The 22422-nt window shown below is 72.1% G+C and carries 22 protein-coding genes; 13 read left to right on the top strand and 9 right to left on the bottom strand.

The window, feature by feature from the left end; translation table 11 throughout:
* Positions 1-73: 73 nt before the first annotated feature.
* Positions 74-598 (top strand): 3-hydroxyacyl-[acyl-carrier-protein] dehydratase FabA, encoded by a 525-nt coding sequence (gene fabA / locus QFW81_RS14560; protein WP_280579774.1) that lies wholly within the window; start codon positions 74-76, stop codon positions 596-598.
* A complete protein-coding gene (gene fabB / locus QFW81_RS14555) occupies positions 595-1827 on the top strand; it encodes a beta-ketoacyl-ACP synthase I (protein WP_280579772.1) in 1233 nt (410 codons plus the stop codon). Before fabA ends, fabB begins: the two co-directional genes overlap by 4 nt.
* Before the next feature lie 438 nt (positions 1828-2265).
* Here the strand turns inward: fabB and QFW81_RS14550 are convergent, their stop codons facing one another.
* Genes QFW81_RS14550 through QFW81_RS14540 form a run of 3 tightly spaced genes read right to left on the bottom strand, consistent with a single transcriptional unit; the run spans position 2266 to position 5787 of the window.
* Positions 2266-2511, bottom strand: a complete 246-nt coding sequence (locus QFW81_RS14550) for an RNA-binding S4 domain-containing protein (protein WP_280579770.1) — start codon at positions 2509-2511, stop codon at positions 2266-2268.
* Positions 2512-2516: 5 nt separating this feature from the next.
* A complete protein-coding gene (locus QFW81_RS14545) occupies positions 2517-5042 on the bottom strand; it encodes an ABC transporter permease (RefSeq protein WP_280579769.1) in 2526 nt (841 codons plus the stop codon).
* A 7-nt stretch (positions 5043-5049) separates the two neighbouring features.
* Positions 5050-5787 (bottom strand): ABC transporter ATP-binding protein, encoded by a 738-nt coding sequence (locus QFW81_RS14540; protein WP_280579768.1) that lies wholly within the window; start codon positions 5785-5787, stop codon positions 5050-5052.
* Positions 5788-5854: 67 nt separating this feature from the next.
* Here QFW81_RS14540 and QFW81_RS14535 point away from each other — a divergent pair, with 67 nt between their 5' ends.
* Positions 5855-6526 carry an arylesterase gene (locus tag QFW81_RS14535; protein ID WP_280579767.1) on the top strand — a complete coding sequence of 224 codons (672 nt, stop codon included), beginning with the start codon at positions 5855-5857 and terminating at the stop codon, positions 6524-6526.
* Positions 6527-6794: 268 nt separating this feature from the next.
* On the opposite strand, the gene QFW81_RS14530 is transcribed toward QFW81_RS14535, so the two are convergent.
* From QFW81_RS14530 to QFW81_RS14515, 4 genes are all read right to left on the bottom strand, one after another.
* Positions 6795-9092: a Tle-like phospholipase domain-containing protein gene (locus tag QFW81_RS14530; RefSeq protein ID WP_280579766.1), complete on the bottom strand. Its 2298-nt coding sequence runs from the start codon at positions 9090-9092 to the stop codon at positions 6795-6797.
* The gene (locus QFW81_RS14525) at positions 9092-9940 is read right to left on the bottom strand and encodes an ankyrin repeat domain-containing protein (protein WP_280579765.1); all 849 of its coding nucleotides are present in this window, start codon (positions 9938-9940) and stop codon (positions 9092-9094) included. The genes QFW81_RS14530 and QFW81_RS14525 overlap by 1 nt, the downstream gene beginning before the upstream one ends.
* A gap of 270 nt (positions 9941-10210) precedes the next feature.
* Positions 10211-10948, bottom strand: coding sequence for a M23 family metallopeptidase (locus tag QFW81_RS14520; protein ID WP_280579764.1), 738 nt, complete (start codon positions 10946-10948; stop codon positions 10211-10213).
* Positions 10949-10953: 5 nt separating this feature from the next.
* Entirely contained in the window at positions 10954-11943 is a 990-nt protein-coding gene (locus QFW81_RS14515) for a L,D-transpeptidase family protein (protein WP_425604052.1), read from the bottom strand.
* A gap of 154 nt (positions 11944-12097) precedes the next feature.
* On the opposite strand from QFW81_RS14515, the gene QFW81_RS14510 reads away from it, so the two are divergent.
* From QFW81_RS14510 to QFW81_RS14480, 7 genes are all read left to right on the top strand, one after another.
* Positions 12098-12664, top strand: a complete 567-nt coding sequence (locus tag QFW81_RS14510) for a DUF3016 domain-containing protein (RefSeq protein WP_280579760.1) — start codon at positions 12098-12100, stop codon at positions 12662-12664.
* Between the two features lie 242 nt (positions 12665-12906).
* On the top strand, positions 12907-13191 hold the full coding sequence (locus tag QFW81_RS14505) for a DUF4031 domain-containing protein (RefSeq protein WP_280580536.1): 285 nt from the start codon (positions 12907-12909) through the stop codon (positions 13189-13191).
* A gap of 40 nt (positions 13192-13231) precedes the next feature.
* Positions 13232-14002: a HipA family kinase gene (locus QFW81_RS14500; protein ID WP_280579759.1), complete on the top strand. Its 771-nt coding sequence runs from the start codon at positions 13232-13234 to the stop codon at positions 14000-14002.
* Positions 13989-14387 (top strand): DUF3037 domain-containing protein, encoded by a 399-nt coding sequence (locus tag QFW81_RS14495; protein ID WP_280579757.1) that lies wholly within the window; start codon positions 13989-13991, stop codon positions 14385-14387. Before QFW81_RS14500 ends, QFW81_RS14495 begins: the two co-directional genes overlap by 14 nt.
* Before the next feature lie 42 nt (positions 14388-14429).
* Complete coding sequence (locus tag QFW81_RS14490) at positions 14430-14678, top strand: DUF3297 family protein (protein ID WP_280579756.1); 249 nt, start codon at positions 14430-14432, stop codon at positions 14676-14678.
* Between the two features lie 36 nt (positions 14679-14714).
* The gene (msrB, locus tag QFW81_RS14485) at positions 14715-15182 is read left to right on the top strand and encodes a peptide-methionine (R)-S-oxide reductase MsrB (protein ID WP_280579755.1); all 468 of its coding nucleotides are present in this window, start codon (positions 14715-14717) and stop codon (positions 15180-15182) included.
* Between the two features lie 31 nt (positions 15183-15213).
* Complete coding sequence (locus tag QFW81_RS14480) at positions 15214-15603, top strand: YciI family protein (protein ID WP_280579754.1); 390 nt, start codon at positions 15214-15216, stop codon at positions 15601-15603.
* A gap of 15 nt (positions 15604-15618) precedes the next feature.
* Here the strand turns inward: QFW81_RS14480 and QFW81_RS14475 are convergent, their stop codons facing one another.
* Both QFW81_RS14475 and QFW81_RS14470 read right to left on the bottom strand, forming a co-directional pair.
* A complete protein-coding gene (locus tag QFW81_RS14475) occupies positions 15619-16680 on the bottom strand; it encodes a sensor domain-containing diguanylate cyclase (protein ID WP_280579752.1) in 1062 nt (353 codons plus the stop codon).
* A gap of 130 nt (positions 16681-16810) precedes the next feature.
* Positions 16811-18781: an alpha/beta hydrolase family protein gene (locus QFW81_RS14470; protein ID WP_280579750.1), complete on the bottom strand. Its 1971-nt coding sequence runs from the start codon at positions 18779-18781 to the stop codon at positions 16811-16813.
* A 111-nt stretch (positions 18782-18892) separates the two neighbouring features.
* Between QFW81_RS14470 and QFW81_RS14465 the strand changes: the two genes are divergently transcribed.
* The 3 genes from QFW81_RS14465 to QFW81_RS14455 all read left to right on the top strand — a co-directional run bounded on the left by QFW81_RS14465 (position 18893) and on the right by QFW81_RS14455 (position 22321).
* Positions 18893-20101, top strand: coding sequence for an FAD-dependent oxidoreductase (locus QFW81_RS14465; protein WP_280579749.1), 1209 nt, complete (start codon positions 18893-18895; stop codon positions 20099-20101).
* Positions 20098-21321 (top strand): serine hydrolase domain-containing protein, encoded by a 1224-nt coding sequence (locus tag QFW81_RS14460; protein WP_280579748.1) that lies wholly within the window; start codon positions 20098-20100, stop codon positions 21319-21321. Before QFW81_RS14465 ends, QFW81_RS14460 begins: the two co-directional genes overlap by 4 nt.
* Before the next feature lie 67 nt (positions 21322-21388).
* The gene (locus QFW81_RS14455; protein WP_280579746.1) at positions 21389-22321 is read left to right on the top strand and encodes a GAF domain-containing protein; all 933 of its coding nucleotides are present in this window, start codon (positions 21389-21391) and stop codon (positions 22319-22321) included.
* Positions 22322-22422: the final 101 nt, after the last annotated feature.

The following is a 22422-nucleotide window of genomic DNA, read 5'->3' as shown; positions in this document are numbered from 1 at the left end:
ACCCCCGCGTACGGCGTCTGCACGGCAATTCCGCGATACTTCGCGGCCACCCGAACGCGAGTCGCCCGGCCCGATGAAGGATGCATTCAGCTACGAACAACTGATCGCCTCCGGCGAAGGCACGCTCTTCGACCCCGGCAGTGGCCGCCTGCCGCTGCCGCCGATGCTGATGTTCGACCGCATCACCCATATCGACGACGACGGCGGTGCGCATGGACTGGGCCGGGTGGAGGCCGAACTCGACATCCGCCCCGACCTCTGGTTCTTCCAGTGCCACTTCAGCGGCGACCCGGTGATGCCGGGCTGCCTGGGCCTGGACGCGATGTGGCAGCTGGTCGGCTTCCATCTCACCTGGCAGCGGCTGCCCGGACGCGGCCGCGCGCTCGGCGCGGGCGAGGTGAAGTTCACCGGCGAAGTCGGTCCCGACGCGAAACTGGTGCGCTACGAGATCGACATCAAGCGCCTGATCAAGCGCCGCCTGATCATGGCCATCGCCGACGCGCGCATGTACTGCGACGGCACCGAGATCTATACCGCGAACGACCTGCGCGTGGGCCTGTTCCAGCGCAGCGAGACGCAGGAGGGCACGGCGGCATGAGCCTGAATTCCGGCGGGCGTCGCGTGGTGGTCACCGGCATGGGCATCGTCTCGTGCATCGGCAACGACCTGGAGACCGTGACCGGCGCGCTGCGCGAGAGCCGGCCCGGCATCCGGGCCGATCCGGTCTATGCAGAGATGGGCCTGCGCAGCCAGGTCTCGGGCGTGCCGCAGCTCGACCTCGAAGCCCTGATCGACCGCAAGCTGCGCCGCTTCATGGGTGACGCCGCGGCCTATGCCTACGTGGCCCTGCGCGATGCGATCGCGCAGTCGGGGCTGGACGAGGCGCAGGTCTCGCATCCGCGCACCGGCCTGATCATGGGCTCGGGCGGCGGCTCGCCGACCAACCAGATCGAATCGGCCGACACCCTGCGCCAGCGCGGGATCCGGCGCGTGGGGCCGTACCAGGTCACGCGCACGATGAGCTCGACGGTCTCGGCCTGCCTGGCCACGGCGTTCGGCGTGAAGGGCCTGAACTATTCGATCTCGTCCGCCTGCGCGACCTCGGCGCACTGCATCGGCGTGGCCGCGCAGCAGATCCAGGCGGGGCTGCAGGACGTGGTGTTCGCCGGCGGCGGCGAGGAGGTGAGCTGGGGCATGGCCATGCTGTTCGACGGCATGGGCGCGCTGTCGAGCAAGTACAACGACACCCCGGAGCGCGCCTCGCGCGCTTACGACGCCGACCGCGACGGATTCGTGATCGCCGGCGGCGGTGGCGCGCTGGTGCTCGAAAGCCTGGACCACGCGCAGGCGCGCGGCGCGACCATCCTCGGCGAACTGGTCGGGTTCGGCGCCAGTTCGGACGGGGTGGACATGGTGGCACCGTCGGGCGATGGCGCGATCGCATGCATGCGCATGGCGATCGAGGGCCTGGATGGCGGCATCGACTACATCAACACCCACGGCACCTCGACCCCGGTCGGCGACGTGAGCGAACTGCGCGCGATGCGTGCCGTGTTCGGCGAGCAGATGCCGCCGTTCTCCTCGACCAAGTCGCTCACCGGGCACTCGCTCGGCGCGACCAGCGTGCACGAGGCGATCTTCTGCCTGCTGATGCTGCAGCGCGGCTTCATCGCCGGCTCGGCGAACGTGGACACCGTGGATCCGGAAGCCGTAGACCTGCCGCTCGCCCGCGAGAGTCGCGACGCCGACCTGCACACCGTGCTGTCGAACAGCTTCGGCTTCGGCGGCACCAACGCCAGCCTGGTGCTTCGGCGTTGGGAGAACTGAGGCGCGGCGGGTCGCGGTGCATCTGCGATCCGCGGCTCGCGCAGATCGACTGAGCCGAGGCCGCGTCGCCCGGATCAGTCCGTAGCCCGGATAAGGCCAAGGGCCGCATCCGGGGAACGCGGTCGCACCACGGAAGTACGCCGCATACCGGATGGGCTGCGCTTGAGCAGGCAGGCACGGCGCGTGACCCCGCCCCGGGTGCGCTTCGCTTACCCGGGCTACGTGTTGCGGATCCGCTCGTCGTGGCATCCGGCGACGCGTTGGATTCGGGCTCGTCGTGGCATCCGATCGCCTGCGCGCCCCATCCGCCTTCCGCACGTTCCCCCGCGAGCGGAGGACGGGACAGGCGCGTAGCCCGGATAAGGCCGAAGGCCGCATCCGGGATCGATCCCACGCGATACCGGCACCCGGTCCCGGGTGCGCCGCGCTTACCCGGGCTTACGGGTGGCGGGGCGACGCGACGGATGGTGCCGCGATCACCGTGATCCGCGCCCCGCCGCTGTCCACCTGCTGCCCCGCGCGGATCTTGCAGGTGCGGCGCAGTTCCACGTCGCCATCCACGCGCACGGCGCCGCTCGAGACCAGGGCCTTGCCGGCGCCGCCGCTGTCGACCAGCCCGCACAGCTTGAGCAGCTGGTGCAGTTCGACGAAGTCGCCCTCTAGCGCGAATTCAGTCTCTTCCATCGCGCTCACCCCTGCAGCTCCCGCAACGTCGCCGACGGCGGCGCGTCGAGCACCTTGCGGGTCGCGAACAGGCCGGCGAGCAGCGTCATCGCCACGCCCACCGCGCTGCCGACCGCGGCCAGGGTCCAGTTCTGCCGCCACGGCAGGTCGAACACCTGGGTCGCGATCACCCCCGCCAGCACCGAGGCGGCGATCGCCGCCACCAGGCCGGCGAGCAGGCCGATCGCGGCGAACTCCGACACCTGCGCCATGCGCAGCTGGCCGCGGCTGCCGCCCAGCGCGCGCATCACCCCGCCTTCGAGCAGGCGCTCGTCCTGGCTGGCGCTGACCGCGGCCAGCAGCACCAGCACGCCCGCCAGCAGCGAGAACCAGAACACCACCTGGACCACGGTCGAGACCTGGTCGGCGGTCGAGCGCACCTGCGCCAGCACCGCGTCGACGTCGATCACCGACAGGTTCGGGAACGCCTGCACCAGCTCGGCGGTGAAGCGGCTGCGCTCCGGCGGCACCTGCACCGCGGTGATGTGGCTGGCCGGGTAGCCGTCCAGCGCGCCGGGCGACGCCACGACGAAGAAGTTCGGCTGGAAGCTTTCCCACTCCACGCTGCGCAGGCTGGTGATCGGGGCCTCGAACCGCTGCCCGGCGATGTCGAACGCGATCCGGTCGCCGATCTTCCAGCCCAGGTCTTCGGCGAAGCCTTCTTCCACCGACAGTTCCGGCGAGGCCGGCGTGCCGCTCCAGAACGTGCCGGCGGTGACCTGGTTGTCGTCGCGCAGGGAATCGGCCATCGACAGGTTGAACTCGCGCTCCGCGCGCCGCTGGGCCTGCCGGTCCTGCTCGGCGTCGCCGCTGCGGCCTTCGTAGTCGGCGCCGCTCACCGGCGCGCCGTTGCGCTCGACCAGGCGCGCGCGGACCATCGGGAACAGCACCGGCTCGGCCACGCCCTGCGCGGCGATGAATTCGCGCACCGGCGCGATCTGGTCTGACTGCACGTTGATGATGAAGCGGTTGGGTGCGTTCTCGGCCAGCGACATCTGCCAGCGGTCGAGCAGGTCGGTGCGCACGAACGTCAGCAGCAGCAGCGCCATCAGCCCCAGCCCCAGCGCGCTGACCTGGGCGATCGAGGTGCCGGCACGGCGGCTGACGTTCGCCAGGCCGTAGCGCAGCGCGCCGCGCAGGCGCGTGCGCAGGCGGCGCACAGCGAGGATAAGCGCCCAGGCGATCAGCGCCAGCGCAGCCAGCGTCGCGGCGATGCCGACCAGCATCGACAGCGCCAGCGTGGCCGAACCGGCCTGCCACCACAGCAGCGCCGCCAGGCCACCGAGCCCGGCGAGCGCCACGATCCATGCCGACGGTTCGGCGCCGTCGAGGTCGCGGCGCAGCACCCGCAGCGCCGGCACCCGGCGCAGCGCGAGCACCGGCGGCGCGCCGAAGGCCAGCAGCACCACCAGCCCGACGCCGTAGCCGCGCAGCGCCGGCCACAGGCTGGCCGGCGGGATGTCGACCTTCAGCGCCTGCGCCAGCCAGCCGGCCACCGACCACTGCAGCGCGAACGCGATCGCCACGCCCACGGTGCAGGCGATCAGCCCCAACAGCAGCAGTTCTCCGACGTGGATGCCCACCAGCGTGCGCTGCTGCGCGCCGAGGCAGCGCATCACCGCCACGCCAGACAGGTGCCGCTCGCTGTGGCGGCGCGCGGCCATCGCGACTGCGACCGCGGCCAGCACCACCGACACCAGCGCCGCCAGGCCGAGGAACCGGCCGGCGCGGTCGAGCGCCGAGCGCACTTCGGGCCGCGCGTCGGTGATGGTCTCGATCCGCTGGCCGCGGCCCAGGTTGTCGCGCGCGGTGGCGGCGAACTGTTCGACCGCGCCGGCCTCGCCCGCCACCACCAGCCGGTAGCGGATGCGGCTGCCTTCCTGCACCAGCCCGGTTGCGGGGAGGTCGTCGAGGTTGAGGAAGGCCTTGGGAGCGACATTGAAGTAGTCGATCGAGGCGTCGGGCTCCTGCACCACGAGTGCGGCGAGGCGGAAGCTGCGCGTGCCGATACCGACCGCATCGCCGATGCGCGCGCCCAGCGTATCGGCGCCGGCGCGGCTGAGCCAGAGCGTGCCGGGGGCGGGGATCGTGCCGGCGTCGCGCTCGATGCCGTCGGCGCCGGCGATACGGAAACTGCCGCGCAGCGGGAAGCCTGCCCCCAGCGCGCGCAGGTCGCCCAGCTGCAGGCGCGCGTCGCTGCCCTCGCCGACCCGGATCATGCTGTCGAGTTCGACCGTCTGCGTGCGCTGCAGGCCGGGGGCGGACGCGGCCTCCAGCACCGGTCCGGCGATCGGCGCATCGCCGCGCACCAGCGCGTCGCCGCCGAGCAGGCGGTTGGCTTCCATCGCCAGCGCGCGTTCGGCGCGGTCGGTGACGAAGCCGACCGAGGACACCGCCACCACCGCCAGCACCAGGGCGCCGGCGAGGATGCGGATGTCGCCGGCCTTGAGATCGCGGCGCAGCTGACGCCACGCGAGGGTGAGCGTCCTCATGCGCGGCTCACCGGCGCTCGTCCGCGACCAGGCGTCCGCTGTCCAGCCGCAGGGTCCGGTGGCAGCGCGCGGCGAGGTGGTCGTCGTGGGTCACCAGTACCAGGGTGGTGCCGGCCTCGGCGTTCATCGCGAACAGCAGTTCGATGATCGCCTGGCCGGTGTTGGTGTCGAGGTTGCCGGTGGGTTCGTCGGCGAACAGCAGCGAGGGGCGGGTCACGAACGCGCGCGCCAGCGCGACCCGCTGCTGTTCGCCGCCGGAGAGCTGCTTCGGGTAGTGGCCCAGGCGTTCGCCCAGGCCCACCTTGCGCAGCATCTCGCGCGCGGGGGTCTCCGCGTCCGCTTCGCCACGCAGTTCCAGCGGCAGCATCACGTTCTCCAGCGCGGTGAGCGAGGGCAGCAGCTGGAAGTTCTGGAACACGAAGCCGACGCGGTCGCCGCGCACGCGGGCGCGGCCGTCCTCGTCGAGGGTCGAGATCGGCTCACCGTCGAGCGTGACCGCGCCGCCGCTGGGCGTGTCGAGTCCGGCCAGCAGCGACAGCAACGTGCTCTTGCCGGAGCCCGAGGCGCCGACGATCGCGACCACCTCGCCGGCGGCGACGTCGAAGCCGACGCCGTCGAGGATCACCAGTTCGCCGGAGGGCAGCATCACCCGCTTGCCCAGGCCCTGCACCTGCAGGGCGGCGGCGGATGGACGGGACTGCGTGGCGCGGGGGGCAGCGGCAAGCGGCGCGGGGGCGTCGGCCATGTTCATTCCGGATTGGTTATCGTGGACCGCAGGCGCCACCGGTGCGCAGGACGGACGAGGAGGACAGATGAAGAGTGGTTATGCGGCCTGCCGGCATGCGATGCAATGGGCCATCAGTTTGGTCGCGCTGCTGGCGCTGCTGCCCGCGTTCGCCCAGGCGCCCTCCGCCGCGGCCGCCGCGTCGCCGGCGCCGCGCACGGTACTGGTGATGGGCGATTCGCTGTCCGCCGGCTACGGCATGGCCGCGTCCGAAGGCTGGGTGTCGTTGCTGGGCGAACGGCTGGCGCGCGAGCAGCCGGGCTGGCAGGTGGTCAACGCGAGCATCAGCGGCGAGACCACGGCCGGCGGCTCGGCGCGGATCGTCGCCGAGGTGCTGCGCCACCGGCCCGACGTCGTGGTGATCGCGCTCGGCGCCAACGATGGCCTGCGCGGCCTGCCGCTGGCCGAGGCGCGCCGCAACCTCGCGCGCATGATCGGGGCCTCGCAGCATGTGGGCGCGAAGGTGCTGCTGGTGGGCATGCGCATGCCACCCAACCTCGGCCCGGACTACACCGCCGGGTTCGAAAGCAACTACCGTGAGCTGGCCGAGCTGTTCGACACCGCGCTACTGCCGTTCCTGCTCGAACCGATCGCGCTCGAGCGCGCCGCCTTCCAGGACGACAACCTGCATCCGACAGTCGCCGCGCAGTCGAAACTGCTCGACCACGTCTGGCCCGCGCTGGAGCCGCTGCTGGACTGAAGGTCCGGCGGACACGGGTGGTGCGCGTTTCTTCGGCGGATGCGGCTGTGCGTGTGCAGGGCCTGCGCTGCACGCGAGCATTGCATTCCAGTGGCCGCGTCGGACCGGATGCCCGGAGCGCCGCCCCGCCCGTGCCGCCGGTGCGGCGGCCGCGTCGAACGATTTCGGGCTGCCGGACGATGCACGTCCTCAACGCGGCGAACCACATCGGAAAATCCGGTCGGCTGGCTCGCCCTTTACGCCGCACATGACGGCGCGATGGGCCGCACTAGCGCCCGTGCATCAGCTCGGCGACGTGATCGGGTGCAGGACAGGACAGCGCGCCGTAGTCATCCGCCGCCGGTCGCCGCGGCGGCATCGCGTCCAGTCGCGCCTGCCCGGCCTGCAGCCAGTCGCGCGCGGCGGAAGTTCCGAGCAGGTCGGTGGACGCCGCGCCGATGCGCTCCGCGTCGCCCTCGCGCAACGCGTCGAGCAGGCGTCCCAGGGCACGACCCGATTCGCCCTGCCACAGTGGAGAGCGGACCTCGGCGTCGGTCGTGCGCCCGGTGCCGGAATCCGGGCGTGCGGCCCCGGATTCCGCCGGGACGGGACCGGACTGCGCGCGCTGACGGGACTGGAGCAACGCACGCGCGGCCCGCTCCTGACGCGCGATCTCGACGTCCAGGCTCGGAATCATCGCGCCAGCCATGCCATGGCGCTCGACCGATTCGTGCAGCGCTGCCGGCCCCTGGCGCCAGAGCCGCACGGTGGCGGTCACGTCCGAGGCGGTGAACGGGGAGTCGGGACGATAGGTGGTCGCAGCCCCCACGATCGCGCCGGTGGTGGCGCCGATGGCCGCGCCGGCGGCGGGGACGCGCCCGGTCCCGGTGGCGATCGGCTCGCCGGCCGCATCGAAGGCGACCTGCATCCGGTCGCCCACCGCGTGCAGCGTCGCCCGCGCGGTCTCTCCACGACGCGCCATGCCTGCGTTCGCGGCCTGGCCGAGCGCGTCGCCGATCATCCCGAACGTCGCGGCCGCTTGTCGGCCGCGCTCCAGCGCGTCCGCCGCGGCGGCCTCGCCGTGCGCACGCGCCTGCGCGGCCCGCGCCTCCAGCGTCGCGGCCATGCCGTCGGCCTGCGACTGGAGGCGGTCGGCGGTCGCGCCCGGATGCGCGCCGGCCGCCCAGCCCACCACCCGTGCGAACGACGCCGCGGTGTCGTCGCGGCGCGCGTCCATCCACGCGTCGGCCTGCAGCGCGAGCGCTTCGGCGCCTGCCCGCGCCCGGCGCCAGTGGCCCGCGACGTCGCCCAGGGACTGCGCGCCCCACTGCGCAGCGATGCCGGTCACCCGGTAGCCCTGCCCGGCGAAATCGCCCGCCCACGACCAGGCCTCCGATGCGCGCGCCCCGGCCCAGTCGAGCCCGGTGTCGGCGATGCGCCCGCCGCTGGCCGCGAGCTCGCCAGCGGAACGCCCCAGTTCGGCACCGCGGGCGGTGGACGCTGCCACCTGCAGCAGTGGCCCGGCCAGGCGATGGAGCTCGGCCATCGAGGCCACTTCCTCGCGGCGCACCAGGGCGCGGTCGTGTTCGGTCATCGCCACCAGCGGTGGCCTGCGATCGCCGGCCGCCTGCGGCAGGTCCCGGATCAGGACGGCGGCATCGGGCTGCGCGAGCCGGTCCAGGAACGCGTGCACCGTGGAATGCGTGCTCTCGGGCAGGTGGGCGGCCATCGACTGCTTGAGCGTCTCGCGCGCCTGCGGCAGTTCGCGCAACAGCGAGGCCGTGTCCGCGAGCAGGCCCGCCAGCCGCCGGCGATCGCGCTCCCCGAGTCCGGCGAGATCGCGCTGGACGCCGTCGTTGAGCACCTCGCCCTGCACCTGCCACGCGGTCACCGTGTGCGCGGTGTCGTACAGCGGCAGGCCGCCCTGCTCGGCTGCGAAGCGGCGCGCGGTGTCCGGATGCAGCCCGGCGGCGTTGTAGGTGAATGCGCGCATGCCGGTGACGGCGGATGCTGCGGATGTCATGCCGCCGCCAAGACTGTGACCGGTGATGTCGAAGTCGAGGCCGCTTCGCCGCAAGAAGACTCCCAAATTCATGGCGCGGTCGTAGTAGTCCGTCTTAAGCCCGACGGACTGGGGGAAGTTGTTGGCCAGAAAGTCTTCGGCCGCTGTCTCCCGCGTAGCTCCGTCCGGTCCGATGACTTCTCCAGCGGAGCCCTTGAACACCAGGGTCGGCTTGTAACCGGGCCCGAGGATCGTCGGATCCGGAATGTAGATCTCTGCGCGAAAACCTGACTCGTCGGGCTGCAACATCGAGCGAAGTTGCTCGTCTGACACGCCGACATCAGGCATGAGTTTCCTGAGGGCTGCAAGGTCGCCGCTTGCGCGGATCCAGCCGGCGGGGGCCTCCCCGCTGTTCCGCGCCACGTCGTAACTGTCCTGCGCGATCAACGCCATCTGACGGGCGTGATACAGCTCTGCGAGCGCCTCTGCGGACGAGGATGCATTGGCGTCGCCTGAAACTTTGAGTTCATCAAGCAGCGCGGTCGGTTCGTGGGATTTCATATCGACTTCCTTGTCGTAAGCCATCAGAGCATCGGAATCTGCGCTTCCTCGTGCGGAAAGCCCAGCCGCTCCCGCATCAAGCGATATTGCTCGGGCATTGGAGGACGTTCATGTCCTTGCGACACAAGCCATTGCTGGCATTCGCGCTGCCAGCTTGGATCGTCGGGGTTTCCTGGATGCCAGAAGATCGCCTCGATGGCGTGCGAGTCGGGACGTTTCACCGGCTTGCTGTAGGCGTAGTCCAAGGTCGGATCTGCGCCATGCTCCAGCAGCCAGTGCGACATCATGAAACCGCCCATCGACGCATAGGTCGCAAGGATCGTCGAAGCTGGCGACGCCTCGATATTGAGATCCGCCCCCCGCTCCACCAGCAGCTGCACGTTGCGCCACTGGTTCTGCTTGATGAAGGCGTGGAACAGCAGGGCTTCGTCGTTGCCGTTGCGCGTATCGGGATCGCCGCCGTGGTCGAGCAGCAGGCTCAGGTACTCCGGATCTTCGTTCTCGGCGGCCCAGACCATGGCGTTGGCGTGGTAGCGCTCGCCGCGCGTGCTGGCGGACCGCTTCTTTGCGTTCGGGTCGGCGCCGGCCTCGAGCATCACGCGCAGGCCTTCGGGACTGCCGCTGTAGATCGGCCATGCCAGCAGCGGCATGCCGCCGTCGTGGCCGCCGAAGGTCACGTCCGGATCGACGCCCTCGTCCTGCATCAGGCGGCGCACTTCGGCCGCATCGCCCCGCTCGGCGGCGATCGCCAGGGCTTGCGCCCGCGGATCGGGGAACGCGCGCTCGAGCGCCGCCTGGTGGCGGGACGGGGATTCGGCCGCCGACAGCACCGCGTCGCAGGCCGTCAGCCAGAGCACGCACACGAGCAGCACCCAAGCGCGGCGCCAGGCGGCGCCCCCCACGCTCGACCGCATGACGGGCCTGGCCCGCGCGTCCCTGTCCTTCACTCCATCCATGGCGTGCCCTGCGTCGGGTGACGTGCCTAGGTTAGCCCAATCGCGGTGGCCACGCTGCCGCCTGCTCCACGTGCGGGAGCGCCGCGCATGCCGGCAGGACGATCACCTGCGCGCGGGGCGCGATGCCGCTCCGGCGAGTCGCGAACGGCGCGACGCGGAGCGGGCCCGCGCGGCGCATCATCACGATCAGCGCGTCGGCGCTCCCGTCAGCAGCGGATACGGATTGACCGGCGTACCGGTCCACCACTGGCGCTCGGGCGTGAGCGCGAAGACCGCGAAGTGCAGGTGTGGCGCGGCGGGGTCGGCATTGCCGCTGCTGCCCACGAAGCCGATCACGTCGCCGCGCTTGAGCGCCTGGCCCTCGGCCAGTCCCGGCGCATACGACTGCAGGTGGGCGTAGTAGTAGCACCACGCGCCGCTCGGCTCGAACTGGTAGACGGTCAGGCCGCCGCGCTCGCTGTCGAACAGCTTCTCGACATGCCCGTCGGCCACGGCGAGCACCGGCGTTCCCGCCGGCGCCATGATGTCGAGCGCCTCGTGCATGCGTTCCCCGCTGCGGGCGTCCCCGAAGGTGTCGGCCAGGTCGCCGGGGGCGATGCCCTGGACCGGAACGACCAGGCCCGACGGCGCCGCGGCGTTCGGGGCGGGCGGACCCGTGGGCGAGGGCGGAGCGGACGTGCCCGACACCGGCGTCGCGCGCGGAACGCCGGGCGGCGCCTGCGGGGGGTCCGGCGCCGCCGTGGTCGGCGGGTGGGCACCGGTGGACTGCCCGGCGTCGGCCGGTCGCACGGGAACCGGGGCAGGCGGCTCCGCATCCGCTGCCGCGGCGTGCTCGCTCCACAGCGGACCGGGTTGCCCGCGCCACGCCCACCAGATCACGTTGGCAGCCAGCAGCACGAGCACCAGCGCGAACAGCCAGCGCATGGCGGTCACTCCTGCAGCAGCGCCGGCGTGCCCGCCTCCACTGCAGCCGCGACCGCGCGCGCGCTCCAGTTGGTCAGGCGGATGCAGCCATAGGATTCCGTCTTTCCGACCTTCTCCGGATCCGGGGTGCCGTGGATGCCGTAGTGCTCCTTGGACAGGTCGATCCACACCGTGCCCACCGGACTGTTGGGCCCCGGCGGCAGGGTGGCCTTGGCCTGCGACTTGTCCGCGTCCCAGAACAGTTCCGGGTTGTAGTGGTAGGTCGGGTCCATCGCGACCGTGGTGATCGCCCACTCGCCGATCGGCAGCGGGTCGTGCTCGCTGCCGGTCGAGGCCGGGAACTGCGCGTACACGCGGCCGTCCGCATCCTGCAGCCGCAGCACCGAATCGCTCTTGTCCACCACCACCGTGGCCGCCGGCGCCAGCGCCGCCAAGTCCGCGACGTTGGGCACCACGAGTTCGGTCCCGGCCTTCAACGCCTTGTCCGGATTGAGACGTGCGATCAACGCGGGCGAGGACTGGAACTTCTCGGCGATCGCCTCCTCCACCGACGTGAATCCGAGCGATTCGAGTCCGGCCTTGGCCATCGTGTCCTCGGGCATCTTGCGGAACGGGCCGGCGACCTCCTCCGCGGTGAGGGTATGGGTCACCAGCGCGGGGGTGGCGTCCTTGCCCAGCGCGTCCCACGTGGCCGCGTCCAGCTCGCCGCTGGGCTTGAGGTCGTGGGCACGCTGGAAGGCGGCGATCGCGCGCGCGGTGTTGCTGCCGGCGCCGCCGTCGATTTCACCCGGGGAGAACCGGGCCCGCTCCAGCAGCACCTGCGCGCGCAGCAGCGCGCCGGGCGCGTCCCCGGTGGCGGCGTTGACCTGTTCCGGGGTGAGCGCGGCTGCATCGTCGGCAGCCAGCGCTGGCAGCGGGGCGAGAGCCAGGTACAGGGCGCACAGGAAGGTCGGTCGGATCACGGCAGGGCCTTGCGGGAGATCGGCCCGCATCATGGCCGTGCGGCTTGCCTGCGTCGCGTGAACGCCGGCAAGCGGGCTCTGCATCCTCCGGGGCGGATGCGGGGTCATCCGCCGTGGTGGCGCCCCGCCGTTCTGCACCGTTAAGCCCGGCGGGCGCAGACTTCCCCTGTACTTCCGGAGCCCTGCCATGACCCGTGCCGCACGCCTCCTGCTGATCCTGCTCGTCGTCTTCGCGACCGCCACCGCGGCTGCCCGGACCCGCAACGTCACCGACCCCGATGCCCCGCGCAGCCTGCCGGCCGATGGCCCGGTCAGCGTGCAGTGGAGCGACCCGTCGGAGTTCACCGACCTGAAGTTCAGCGGCAACCGCTGGCGCGCCGCGCAGGGGGACTGGGTGTACCAGCTCGCCGAACACCTGCGCGACACCGCCGCCGAACGCCTGCCCGAAGGCGAGCGGATGGACGTCACCATCACCGACATCGGCCGCGCCGGACGCTATGAACCCTGGCATGGGATGCGCCTGCAGGACGTACGGATCCTGCGCGACCACTACCCGCCGTCGATGAAGCTCGAGTTCCGCCACTACGGCGCCGACGGCAGCGTGCTGGCCGAGGGCAGCCGCGAACTCCGCGATACCGGCTACCTGATGGGCGGCAGCAACATCGGCGGACAGAACAACCTCTATTACGAGAAGAGGATGATCGACGAATGGGTCCGCGACGAACTGCGGCGCACGTCGGTCGCGAGCCACTGACCGGTCGCGCCAGCGGGCGCTCGCAACCCCACCGAAGCCCCGGCCCTGCCGGGGCTTTCGCGTAGACGGGAGACGCTCGTCGTCTCGAACCGACGCAGGGGCGCGCGACGGCAGCCGCCTCTGCCCGTCCGCCGGGCAACCCCTCGGCCGCGGCGGCCGTGGGGCGTGGCGGACGCGCAATGGACGGAACACACGCCTGCGCGGGCAGCACCGGGATGGCGGCCCGTTGCTATCCTGCCGCGATGACGGTGTATGTCGACGATGCGGTCACCCTCTGGCGCGGCAGGCGCTGGGCGCACCTGATGGCCGATTCGCTCGACGAGCTGCACGCCTTCGCCGCACGGCTGGGCATTCCGCGGCACGCGTTCCAGGACAAGACCAGCGGCGCGCACTACGACGTCAGTGCGGACGTGCGCGAGCACGCGATCGCGCTGGGGGCGGTGGCCATCTCGCGCCACCGCGACCGCGCGCTGGTGCGCGCAGTGATCGCACGGGCCAAGGCGCAGGGGCGGCGCGAAGCCTCCTGACCCGGCGCGCGCACCGTGCGCTGCGGATATCCTTGCCGACATGCCACGCACGGTCCAGGTCACCCGCTACGTCACGCCGCTGCGCGAAGGCGGTTCGATGCCGGCCGTGGTCGAGGCCGACGACGAGGGCCTGTACGTGCTCAAGTTCCGCGGCGCCGGCCAGGGTCCCCGCGCGCTGGTGGCCGAATGTATCGTCGGCGAGCTGGGCCGCGCGCTCGGACTCGACGTGCCGGAGATCGTGTTCGCGGAGCTCGATCCGCTGCTCGCTCGCACCGAGGGTGATCCCGAGATCCAGGCGCTGATCCGCGCCAGCGACGGCCTCAACCTGGCGCTCGACTACCTCCCGGGCGCGGCCAATTTCGACCCGCTGGCGTGGCGACCCGATCCGGCCCTGGCCTCGCGCATCGTCTGGTTCGACGCGCTGTGCAGCAACGTCGACCGCACCGCGCGCAACCCCAACCTGATGCTCTGGCACGGGCGCCTGATCCTGATCGACCACGGCGCGGCGCTGTACTTCCACCACGGCTGGGACGGCGATCCTGCGCGCGCCGACACCGCGTTCCCGCTGATCCGCGACCACGTGCTGCTGGCTGCGGCCGACCGCATCGAAGCGGCCGACGCGGAACTCGCGCCGCGGCTCACGCCTGCGCTGATCGCCGGGATCGTCGACGCGGTGCCAGATGCCTGGCTGCAGGGACCGGATGCGTTCGCCGACGCCGATGGCCAGCGCCGGGCCTACGTCGACTACCTGGTGCGGCGCGTGCAGCGGCGCGACGCCTGGCTCGCGGGGATCGCCGATGCACGCGCCTGAGTTCTACGACTACGCCGTGCTGCGGCTGGTGCCCCGGGTGGAGCGCGGCGAGTTCGTCAACGTCGGCATCCTGCTCTCGTGCGCGGCGCGCAAGCACCTGGATGTGCGCATCGAACTCGACCCGGTGCGCGCACTGGCGCTCGACCCCACGCTCGACCTGGCGCTGGTGCGGCGGCTGCTGGATGCGGTCGAGGCCGTGTGCCAGGGCGGTCCCGCGGCCGGCCCGATCGGGCTGCTGCCGCCGCGCGCGCGCTTCCACTGGCTGACCGCGCAGCGCAGCGCGATCCTGCAGACCTCGCCGGTGCACGGCGGCAAGTGCGCCGACCTCGACGCGACCATGCAGCACCTGCTGCAGCGGATGGTGCGCGTGCCCGGCCGCGGCTGAGGCGTCGGCTACACTACGGCCAGTCCTCCGCCCCGCCCCGCCATGACCGATTCGCCCCCCGACCGCCTGTCCAACGATCCGCGCAGCCCGCACTACGACGCGGCGATGCTCGAACGCGGCATCGGCATCCGCTTCAAGGGCGTGGAGCGGCGCGACGTGGAGGAATACTGCGTCAGCGAGGGCTGGATCCGCGTCGCCGCCGGCAAGGCCCTCGACCGCCGCGGACAGCCGCTGACGATCAGGCTCAAGGGCGATGTCGAAGCCTGGTTCAGGCTGCCCGGCAGCGACTGACCTAGCCTCCCGACGCCCCACGCACGAGGATCCGCCATGCCCGGTTTCGACCTCACGCCCCCCACCGCCGACCAGCGCGCGCGCCTGGAAGCCACGCTCGACGAGGCCGAGCGCCGGGTGCTGCTGGCGCACGGCACCGAGGCGCCGTTCTGCGGCGTGTTCCTCGACAACAAGCGCGAGGGCGTCTACACCTGCCGCCTGTGTGGACTGCCGCTGTTCCGCTCGTCGACCAAGTTCGATTCCGGGACCGGCTGGCCCAGCTTCTTCGCGCCCTACGCACCGGAACACATCCGCTACGTGCGCGACGCCAGCCATGGCATGGTCCGCACCGAAGAAGTGTGCGCCCGCTGCGGCAGCCACCTCGGCCACGTGTTCCCCGACGGACCGCCGCCCACGGGCGAGCGTCACTGCCTGAATTCGGTCTCGCTCGCCTTCACCGGCCTGGGCGAGCCGTTGCCCGACCCGCTCGCACGCGGTGGCGCCGAAGCCGGCGCGGCCGACTGACGCCGCCCCACCGAACCAAGGATCCGCGCCGATGCAATACCTGCTGCTGGTGTACACCGACGAGTCGCTGCTCGAGGCCCTGCCCGAGGGCGACTACGATCGCCGCATGCGCCACTGCCTCGAGCATGCGGACGAACTCAAGGCGTCCGGCACCCTGCTCGGCTTCCAGCAGTTGGAACCGGCGCAGGGCGCGAAGTCGGTGCGGCGCCGCGGCGGCAAGGTGAGCGTGGTCGACGGCCCGTTCGCCGAGACCAAGGAGCTGCTGGCCGGCTTCAACCTGGTCGAGGCCGACAGCCTGGAAGAGGCGCTGCGCCTGGCCGAACAGCTGCCGTGGGCCGACACCGGCTGCATCGAGGTGCGCGAGGTGCGCGACGTCGAGGCGGTGCGGCAGCGCGTCGGCGCGCGGCCGGCCGCGGCCTGAGTCCACCGGCGCGCCTCAGGCGCGCGTGTCCAGCTCCAGCGCGCGCGCCGTCGATGCGGCTGCCACGCGGTTGCGGCCGGCCAGCTTGGCCGCGTAGAGCGCGCGGTCCGCGCCCGACAGCAGCCGCGACGGCGTGCGCGCCGGGCCCGGCGGCGCGACGTTCACGCCGATGCTCACCGTGACCCAGGGCGCCACCACCGACACCGGGTGTGCCATCGCCGAGTCCTCCACCCGCCGGCGCAGCCGTTCGGCGATCGCCGTCGCCGCGACGATGTCGCGCCCCGGCACCAGCAGCGCCAGCTCGTCGCCGCCGTAGCGCGCGGCCAGGGCGTCCTCCTCGCCGGCAGCCTCGGCGCACATGCGGGCCAGCCGCCGCAGGCATTCGTCGCCGTGCAGGTGGCCCAGCGCGTCGTTGAGCTGCTTGAAGCAGTCGGCATCGATCAACAGCAGCGCCAGCGGCCCGGCCCCGTCGGCGCATGCGTCGGCCAGGCGCTCGTCCAGGCAGCGGCGGTTGGCCAGGCCGGTGAGGCCGTCGACGGTCGAGAGTTCGCGCAGCTTGCGGTTGGCCGCTTCCAGCTCGGCGACCACGCGCGCCAGGTGGATCGCGCCGGCCACCTGGTGGGCGACGGCGTCGAACACGGCGCAGGTCTGCGCGGTGAAGAACTCCTCGCCGGTGCTCTCGATGTTGAGCACGCCGTGCAGGCGCCCGCGGTGGCGGATCGGCACCACGTATTCCGAACGCACGCTGGAGTTGCCCATCACGTAGTCCGGATCGACCGCGACGTCGGCGATCAGCTGCGGCTTTCCGGTGCGCGCGCAGCGCCCGGCGATGCCCATCGAGACGTCCCAGATCGCCATGTCGATCTCGGCCAGCGGGATGTCGCCGGCCCAGACTTCCTTGATGAAGCGGGTGCCGCTGTCGTCGAGCAGGATGATGCTGGCGATCGGCACCGGCAGCCTGCGCGCCACGCAGTCGACGATCCGCTGCAGCACGTCGTCCAGCCCGTCGGCCTGCAGCGCCTCGCGCGACACCTGCGCCAGCACTTCCGACAGACGGGCGTCGCTGGCGGACGGCATCGCGTCCGGCGCGTGCGCGCCGCGGCCCGTCGCCGTCCTTCCATCGCCATCGCGCATCAGGGGCCTCCCGCGACGGTCAGTGTAGCCTCGCGACGCGCGCGGACCGCCGACGCGGTCACGGATGCGCGCGTCACTCGCCGCGTGCGCCGCCGAGGTGGTCGGACAGGAACGCGAGCAGTTCGCTGTAGTACCGGCGGCGATGCTCGGGCTTGCGGAAGCCGTGGCCCTCGCTGTCGATGTAGAGCGTGCGCACCGGCACGCCGGCCTTCTCCAGTGCGCGCTGCATGCGCCGGCTGTGCGAGATCGGCGCGATGTCGTCCGCGCCCCCGGCCGCGAGCAGCACCGGCGCCTGGATGCGGTCGGCCAGGTTGACCGGCGAGCGTGCGGCCAGCGTGTCGCGTTCGCCGAGCCAGTCGTTGGCCCAGTTCCGCATCCAGTTCGCCGAACGGGCGCTTTCGGTGTACATCGCCGGCAGGTCGTAGACACCCACGTAGCCGACCGCGCAGCGGTACAGCTCCGGTTCCTTCGCCACGCCCATCAGCGCAGCGTAGCCGCCGTAGCTGGCGCCGGCGATGCAGATGCGCGACGGGTCGGCGACTCCCTGTTCGATCGCCCAGCGGGTGGCGTCGGTGAGGTCGTCCTGCATCGTGCCGCCCCACTGCTGCGCACCCAGCACGCTGAACGCGTAGCCGTAGTTGCCCGAGCCGCGGAAGTTGACCCGGAGCACGGCGTAGCCGGCGGCGGCGAGCAGTTGGGTCTCAACGTCGAAATCGCCACTGTCGTAGATGCCGAACGGCCCGCCGTGCGGCACCACCACCATCGGCAGCGGGGCGTCGCCCGTGGTCGCCGGCCGGGTGAGGTAGCCGTGCAGGCCCACGCCATCGCGGGCCTCCAGCGTGATCTTGCGCGTGGGCGCCAGCGATTCGGGGGCGAACCAGGCCATACGCCCGAACAGGCCGTTCGCAGTCCGGGCCTCGGTATCGAACAGCAGGTACTGGCCCGCATCGCGGTCGTGCCAGGCGCGTACCAGCGACAGCCGGCCGTCGCGCGTAGTCGAGGTGATCGCGATTCCGGAGCCGGGGAGCGCCTTTTCCAGCATCCGGTAGCGCCGCGCCATCGGGGCGCCTTCGTCGAAGAAGCGCAGTGTCACGCCGTCGTCCATGTAGCGTGCGCCCACCGGCGTCCGGCGGTCGACGTCGTAGAGGATCGCGTCGGGGTCGACTACCGGATCGCGCAGCAACGGCCGGCGCGCCATGGTCCGCATGTCCCAGGCCTCGATCTCGTCCGGACCCTCCGTGCGGCTGACCTGGACGTAAGCCGTGGTGCCGTCGGCGGCCATGCCGAGCGCCCCGGCGATGAATCCGCTCTCCGCCTGGTCGTTGACCAGCCGCCAAGGCGCGTCCTCGCCTTCGCGGTAATACAGGTGGCGGTAGTTGCGCTCGTCCAGACCGTCGGCGAAGCGCGCGTTGCCCGCGGGATCGAGCGTGAAGTCGGCGCGTCGCACCGGCGCGGCCACCACCACGTTGCGGCGACCGCTGCGCAGGTTGAGCATCTCCAGCTGGGTCTTCGGCGCCGTGCCGGGGATCCAGGTGGCGATCAGTACCTCGCCGGGGCTGCCCGGCATCGGATCGATGACGGTGGCCAGTTCCACCGGATCGCCCGCGCCGTAGCGCGTCACCAGTCCGGTCTCCTCCTTCCGTCCGAACAGGCGCTTGACCCGGCTACCGCCGATCTCCAGCGCATGCAGCTCCCCGGTGGCGTACAGCGGATCCTTGCTGCCGAAGCTCTGGGCCATCGAGATCACGATGCGGGTATCGTCGACCCACCAGAAGTCCCACACCGCCGAATTGCGCACGCCCATCCCGCCGGCGACGACCTTCAGGCCGTCCTCGCGGTCCAGCACCACCAGGACGGTGCGGTCCTCCATTGGCACGGTGGCCGCGAAGTGGCGGCCATCGGGCGAAATCTTGATGGTCTCGTAGCTGTCGTGGCGGACGTACGGCGTCAGGTCGATCTGCGCGTACGCCGGCAGCCATGCGGCCACCGACACGAGCACGGCCACGGCCAGCCACCGGCCTGGCGCCCTGCGTACTGCGTTCATGCGCATTCCCCCGCCGCCCCCGCGGCATCCCCGCCTGCATCCTAGCGCGGCCCTCGCCAGGCGCACCAGTGGTGTGAATGCCGCGCGCCACGCAGGCACTACCATCCCGTCATGCGCTCCGACCCCGCTGATCCCGCATCCGGCCGACGCCGTTTCCTGCACGCCGCCGGCGCTTCGGCGCTGGCGCTGGCCATGCCGCCGCTGCTGGGTGGTTGCGCCACGACGACGACGCGCGCGGCGGCCGCGCCGTCGATCCGCTTCGCTCAGCCCGCGCCGCTGGTCGCGATCCGCGCCAGCGCCGACCGCATCATCGCCATCGACGTCTGCACCCGACCGTTCCGCGCGCAGGGCCCGCGGATCGAAGCCGAGCGCATGGACGGCCACACCATCGTCCACTGCTACGGCCACGGAGGTGCCGGCTGGTCGCTGTCCTGGGGCTCGGCGGAGGAGGCGCTGGCGCTGGTGCGCGAGACCGGCGTGACCGAGCTGGCGGTGGTCGGCTGCGGCGCCATCGGCCTGACCACCGCCCTGCTCGCGCAGCGCAGCGGGCTGCAGGTCCGCATCTACGCACGCGACCGGCTGCCGCAGGTGCCTTCCGCGTTCGCGACCGGGGTCTGGTCGCCCGCATCGCGGATCGCCGCCGCCGAACACGCCACGCCCGCGTTCGAAGCGCAGTGGGAACGCATGGCGCGGACGTCGTTCCACTCGTTCCAGACCCTGCTGGGGCTGCCGGGCGAGCCGGTGGGATGGCACGACTTCTACTGGCTGTCCGACGGCCCGGGCTCGCGCCGCGCCAACGCCGGCGAGGACCGTGAGCCGCGTTACGCGATGCTGGAAGGACGCCTGCTGGACGACCTCACACCCGACACCACGCGCTTGTCGCCCGGGTCGCATCCCTTCGCCGCCGCGTCGGTGCGCCGCACGTCGCAGCCGGTCTTCAACCTGCATGCGTACGCGCGCCTGCTGCTGGCCGATTTCCTCCAGCTTGGCGGGACGATCGAAACCCGCACCTTCCATGCCGCGCGCGAACTGGCCACGCTGCGCGAGACCACCGTGGTCAACGCCACCGGCTACGGCGCGCGCGCGCTGCTGGACGATGCCTCGGTGGTGCCGGTGCGCGGCCAGACCGCGCGGCTGGTGCCGCAGGCGGGCGTGGACTACGGGCTCGGTTACGGCAGGCGCAACCTGTTCGTGGTGCCGCGCGCGGACGGCATCCTGGTGCAGGCACAGCAGCCGACCGACTATGGCAACGCCGACACGACGCCCGATCGCGCGCTGTCGGAGGCCGCGGTGGCGCGGCTGGCGGAGGTGTTCGCATGAACATCCACACCGCGTGCGCCGCCCTGCTGCTGTGGGCCTGCACGGGCGCGGCGCTCGCGGCCGGTCCTGTGGCCACCGTGCGCGTGACGTTCGACCGAGACGCGATCACGTCCACGCACACCGACGGCCCGGCGGACACCGCGACCGGACGCGCGGTGACCGCGGACGATCCGGTGCGGGTGGCCTCGATCTCCAAGCTGGTGGTGGCGATCGGCGTGCTGCGACTGGTCGAGGCCGGCACCCTGGACCTCGACGCCGACGTCTCCGACCACCTCGGCTGGACCCTGCGCCACCCGGCCTGGCCGGACGTGCCGATCACCCTGCGCCTGCTGCTCTCGCACCGGTCGTCGCTGACCGACGGCGCCGGCTACTGGCAGGTGCCGCTGGGCGAACCGCTGGCACCATTGCTCGACGATGCGCGCGCCTGGGACCCGGCACATGCACCGGGCACCTTCTTCCGCTACGCCAACCTCAATTTCCCGCTGGTCGCGCAGGTGATGGAGCGCGCGACCGGCGAGCGCTTCGACCGCCTGATGGCGCGCCTGGTGCTGGCGCCGCTCGACATCGCCGGCTGCTACAACTGGGATGCCTGCGACCCGGCCACGGCCGCGCGCGCGGTGGTGCTGTACGACGCGTCGCGCACGCCCGTGCGCGACGACCATCGCGGCGGCCCGGCGCCCTGCCCGGTGATCGTGGCCGACGGCGCGTCCTGCGACCTCGACCGCTGGCGCGCCGGCGAGAACGGCGCACTGTTCTCTCCGCAGGGCGGGCTGCGCATCTCCGCCAACGGCCTGGCGAAGATCGGCCAGCTGCTGCTTGGCGAGGGCACGGTGGATGGCGTGCACCTGCTGTCGCCGGAATCGGTGCGCCTGCTGCTGGCGCCGGTGTGGACGCGCGGCCCCGGCAACGGCATCGGCCACGAGGAAGACACCGGCGACGGCCAGGCGCTCGCGTTCTTCTGCCGCTACGGCCTGGCGACGCAGACCCTCGCCACCCCGCAGCCCGGATGCGGCGATGATCCGTTCGGCGATCGCGTGTCGCGTGTCGGCCATGGCGGCGATGCCTACGGATTGAAGTCGGGTTTGTGGATCGATCCCGCATCGGGCACGGGCGTGGCGTACTTCGCGACCGGCGTGGATCCGGCCGATCGCGGCGCGCGTTCGGCGTTCACCGCGGTCGAGGAACGACTGGCGACCGGGCGCGATCCAACGCATCGCTGACGCGACGGCGACCGGATGTTGACGGACGGGCGTCAACAATCGGCCCGTTCGCGCCATGGAGCCCCGCATGTCCCACGCCACGCCCGTTCCCGACGAAGCCTTGCGCCAGCGCACGCTCGAGCGCTACCGCATCCTCGACAGCCTGCCCGAGCAGGCCTACGAGGACATCGTGCGCCTGGCGTCGACCCTGTGCGATACGCCGGTGGCGCTGGTCAGCCTGATCGACCGCGACCGGCAGTGGTTCAAGGCGCGTACCGGCTTCGATGAGGCGCAGACCAGCCGCAGCGTCGCCGTGTGCGACCACGCCATCCGCACGCCGGACCGGCTGATGGAAATCCCCGACCTGCGCGAGGATCCCCGCTTCGCCGCCAACCCGCACTTCAACGGCGTGGCGGGCGACGCCCGTTTCTACGCCGGCATGCCGCTGGTGACCCCCGAAGGCACCGCGATCGGGACGGTCTGCGTGCTCGACGACCGTCCGCGCGCACTGGATGGCGAACAGCGCGCGGCGCTGGAGTCGCTGGCGCGGCTCACCATGACCCTGCTCGAGGCCCGCGTACGCGAACGTGCGCTGGCGCACGAGGCCTTCGTGGCCACCGCCGCGCCGTCGGTCGAGCCCGCGGCCTCGCCCCGCTACACCCTGGCGCTGCTGGAACTGCAGGACCACGCCGGCGCCGTCGCCCGCCACGGCGAACGGCGGACCGAGAAGCTGCTCGAACAGATCGACGGCGAACTGGAGCAGGCCCTGGCCGGCACGCGCGGCGACAGCGCCAACCGCACCAGCGGCAGTGCCGAGTACGTGCTGGTACTGCACGGGCCGGACGCGGACGCCGCGATGGCGAAAGTGCGGGCCGTGCTCGAACGCAACGCGGCGGCGCACGGCCTGGTGTTCCTGGTGGGCACCGCCGAGGGCGAGGCCTCCGAGCCGCCGTCGGCCGTGTTCATGCGCGCGGACGCCGACCTGCTGGCGCGCAGGTCGCCGGCGCACCCGGTGCACTGACTCCGGGCCGCTGCCGCCAGCCGCGTCGGCTTGCGGCGTGCATCCGCGTCACACGGAGCCGGTCCATGCGGACGCCACCCGATGCGGGCTGAAGCAGGAGT

The sequence above is a fragment of the Luteimonas kalidii genome (genome assembly GCF_029887935.1).
GTDB classification, from domain to species: Bacteria; Pseudomonadota; Gammaproteobacteria; order Xanthomonadales; family Xanthomonadaceae; genus Luteimonas; species Luteimonas kalidii.
This window is presented reverse-complemented; position numbering and strand designations above follow the sequence as displayed.

Excerpts from the sequence above, each read along its gene's own strand:
- fabA (WP_280579774.1), top strand. The coding sequence starts at position 74 with ATGAAGGATGCATTCAGCTACGAACAACTGATCGCCTCCGGCGAAGGC.
- QFW81_RS14545 (WP_280579769.1), bottom strand. The coding sequence starts at position 5,042 with ATGAGGACGCTCACCCTCGCGTGGCGTCAGCTGCGCCGCGATCTCAAG.
- fabB (WP_280579772.1), top strand. The coding sequence starts at position 595 with ATGAGCCTGAATTCCGGCGGGCGTCGCGTGGTGGTCACCGGCATGGGC.
- QFW81_RS14535 (WP_280579767.1), top strand. The coding sequence starts at position 5,855 with ATGAAGAGTGGTTATGCGGCCTGCCGGCATGCGATGCAATGGGCCATC.
- QFW81_RS14490 (WP_280579756.1), top strand. The coding sequence starts at position 14,430 with ATGACCGATTCGCCCCCCGACCGCCTGTCCAACGATCCGCGCAGCCCG.
- QFW81_RS14520 (WP_280579764.1), bottom strand. The coding sequence starts at position 10,948 with ATGCGCTGGCTGTTCGCGCTGGTGCTCGTGCTGCTGGCTGCCAACGTG.
- QFW81_RS14465 (WP_280579749.1), top strand. The coding sequence starts at position 18,893 with ATGCGCTCCGACCCCGCTGATCCCGCATCCGGCCGACGCCGTTTCCTG.
- QFW81_RS14475 (WP_280579752.1), bottom strand. The coding sequence starts at position 16,680 with ATGCCGTCCGCCAGCGACGCCCGTCTGTCGGAAGTGCTGGCGCAGGTG.
- QFW81_RS14550 (WP_280579770.1), bottom strand. The coding sequence starts at position 2,511 with ATGGAAGAGACTGAATTCGCGCTAGAGGGCGACTTCGTCGAACTGCAC.
- QFW81_RS14510 (WP_280579760.1), top strand. The coding sequence starts at position 12,098 with ATGACCCGTGCCGCACGCCTCCTGCTGATCCTGCTCGTCGTCTTCGCG.
- QFW81_RS14460 (WP_280579748.1), top strand. The coding sequence starts at position 20,098 with ATGAACATCCACACCGCGTGCGCCGCCCTGCTGCTGTGGGCCTGCACG.
- QFW81_RS14505 (WP_280580536.1), top strand. The coding sequence starts at position 12,907 with ATGACGGTGTATGTCGACGATGCGGTCACCCTCTGGCGCGGCAGGCGC.
- QFW81_RS14515 (WP_425604052.1), bottom strand. The coding sequence starts at position 11,943 with ATGATGCGGGCCGATCTCCCGCAAGGCCCTGCCGTGATCCGACCGACC.
- QFW81_RS14470 (WP_280579750.1), bottom strand. The coding sequence starts at position 18,781 with ATGAACGCAGTACGCAGGGCGCCAGGCCGGTGGCTGGCCGTGGCCGTG.
- QFW81_RS14540 (WP_280579768.1), bottom strand. The coding sequence starts at position 5,787 with ATGGCCGACGCCCCCGCGCCGCTTGCCGCTGCCCCCCGCGCCACGCAG.
- QFW81_RS14530 (WP_280579766.1), bottom strand. The coding sequence starts at position 9,092 with ATGGCTTACGACAAGGAAGTCGATATGAAATCCCACGAACCGACCGCG.
- QFW81_RS14500 (WP_280579759.1), top strand. The coding sequence starts at position 13,232 with ATGCCACGCACGGTCCAGGTCACCCGCTACGTCACGCCGCTGCGCGAA.
- QFW81_RS14455 (WP_280579746.1), top strand. The coding sequence starts at position 21,389 with ATGTCCCACGCCACGCCCGTTCCCGACGAAGCCTTGCGCCAGCGCACG.
- QFW81_RS14480 (WP_280579754.1), top strand. The coding sequence starts at position 15,214 with ATGCAATACCTGCTGCTGGTGTACACCGACGAGTCGCTGCTCGAGGCC.
- QFW81_RS14495 (WP_280579757.1), top strand. The coding sequence starts at position 13,989 with ATGCACGCGCCTGAGTTCTACGACTACGCCGTGCTGCGGCTGGTGCCC.
- msrB (WP_280579755.1), top strand. The coding sequence starts at position 14,715 with ATGCCCGGTTTCGACCTCACGCCCCCCACCGCCGACCAGCGCGCGCGC.